3 protein-coding genes are annotated in these 1,890 nt (G+C 72.3%); all 3 read left to right on the top strand.

Features of this window, described 5'->3' with window-relative positions:
* Positions 1–679, top strand: a 679-nt coding sequence (locus HW577_RS24380; RefSeq protein WP_198378689.1) for an SDR family NAD(P)-dependent oxidoreductase, incomplete at its 5' end; no start/stop codon positions are given.
* Positions 680–802: 123 nt separating this feature from the next.
* Entirely contained in the window at positions 803–1,399 is a 597-nt protein-coding gene (locus HW577_RS24385) for a malonic semialdehyde reductase (protein WP_198378690.1), read from the top strand.
* 281 nt (positions 1,400–1,680) lie between these two features.
* Positions 1,681–1,890: hypothetical protein (locus HW577_RS24390; RefSeq protein WP_232475218.1), on the top strand; the 210-nt coding region annotated here is incomplete at its 3' end.

The raw sequence follows: 1,890 nt of genomic DNA on the forward strand, positions 1-1,890 counted from the left end.
CGGGCGGGCGATCGCGCTCGGCTTCGCGCGCGCCGGGGCGCGCGTTTCGGCCTGCGCACGCGGGGCGGACGGGCTCGCCGCGCTGGCGACCGAGGGCGTGCAGCACGTACAGGCAGCGGACCTCGCCGACGCGGCGCAGATCGAGGCCTGGGTCGCGGCGGCGGCGGCGGCGCTCGGCGGCATCGACGTGCTGGTCAACAACGCCTCCGGCTTCGGCATGGGGGATACCGAGGAAGGGTGGAAGCGAGGCCTCGATGTGGACGTGATGGCGACCGTCCGCGCGAGCCACGCCGCGCTGGACCACCTGCGGGCCTCGCGCGGCTGCATCGTGAACACCACCTCGATCTCGGGTCTCGGCCCGTCCGTGCGCACGCCGGCCTATGCGGCGGTGAAGGCGCTGATCATCAACTACACCGCCTCCCAGGCCGCCGCGCTCGCAAAGGACGGCATCCGGGTGAACGCGGTCGCGCCGGGTTCCATCGAATTCCCCGGCGGCACCTGGGAGAAGCGGCGGGCGGAGGACCCGGCACTCTACCAGCGCATCCTGGGCTCCATCCCCTTCGGCCGGCTCGGCGAAGCGGAGGAGGTGGCCGACGTGGCGCTGTTCCTCGCCTCCCCCCTCGCGCGCTGGGTGACGGGGCAGACCATCGTGGTCGATGGCGGGCAGATGCTGACCTGACCGGCGCGGCCGGACCGCGTCATTTCCGTCGCGGATGGCCGCCATAGGCGCGGCCCCATGGCGTCGCGCGCCGGGGCTGCCATATGCGTCTGCAACGAAACCCCTGCTTTCCAGGACCGCACCATGCCGCATGAGACGATCGACGCCGCCGCCCTCGACCAACTGTTCCGGGAGGCGCGGACGGCCAACAAGTGGACCGACCGCCCGGTGCCGGAGGAGAAGCTCCGGGAGATGTACGACCTGCTGAAGATGGCACCGACCTCGGCCAATGCGTCGCCCGCCCGCTTCGTCTTCGTCCGCACGCCGGAAGGCAAGGCGAAGCTCAAGCCCGCGCTGTCGGCCGGCAACATGGAAAAGACCATGACCGCGCCGGTCACGGTGATCGTCGCGCACGACCTGCAGTTCTACGAGAAGCTGCCCGTGCTGTTCCCGCACGCTCCGGATGCGAAGAACTGGTTCACCGGATCGATGTCCTTCGCCGAGCAGACCGCCTTCCGCAACGGCTCCCTGCAGGGCGCCTACCTGATCCTCGCCGCCCGCGCGGTCGGCCTCGATGCCGGGCCGATGAGCGGCTTCGACGCCGCCAAGGTGGACGAGGCCTTCTTCGCCGGCACGCAGGTCCGCACCAACTTCCTGGTCAACCTCGGCTATGGCGACCCGGAGGGGCTGTTCCCGCGCAGCCCGCGGCTCGACTTCGAGGAAGCCGCCCGCTTCGAGTGACGGCGGCATCCGGCGCAGGAGGGCCCGCCCTTCCTGCGCCGCGCGCGGGACCGCCGCGCGACCTGTGTGAAGCGCTTCGCTGCGCCGCGCTTGACTTGGCCCTATCCTCGCCTGATCTGCATGAGACATCGGACCCTGCGCCCGATTGGCGTATGCGGGCCCGGCCACGGATCGAGTACCTGGGTCCCCGCGCCGGCCACCCGGCCTTCGCGGACCGGGTTCGAGGGGTAGGAACGGCGACGATGCGACCTTTCCTCATTCCAGGGCTTGTTGCGTGCGCGATGGCCGCCCTGCCGGCCCTTGCGCAGAAGGGCCAGGCGGATGGCGCGGCGACGGTGCTGCCCTTCGGTGCCGGCGGTCTCGGCGCGGATGGCCAGGCCGCGATCGGGGCGGGGCTGCGCCTGTTCCCCGGCGCGCCGCCGCCGACGCCGCCGGTTCCCGTCGCGCCCGCCATCGGTGTCCCGCCCGCGCCACAGGGCGGCGGCGCCATG

Source organism: Neoroseomonas rubea (assembly GCF_016106015.1).
GTDB classification, from domain to species: domain Bacteria; phylum Pseudomonadota; class Alphaproteobacteria; order Acetobacterales; family Acetobacteraceae; genus Neoroseomonas; species Neoroseomonas rubea.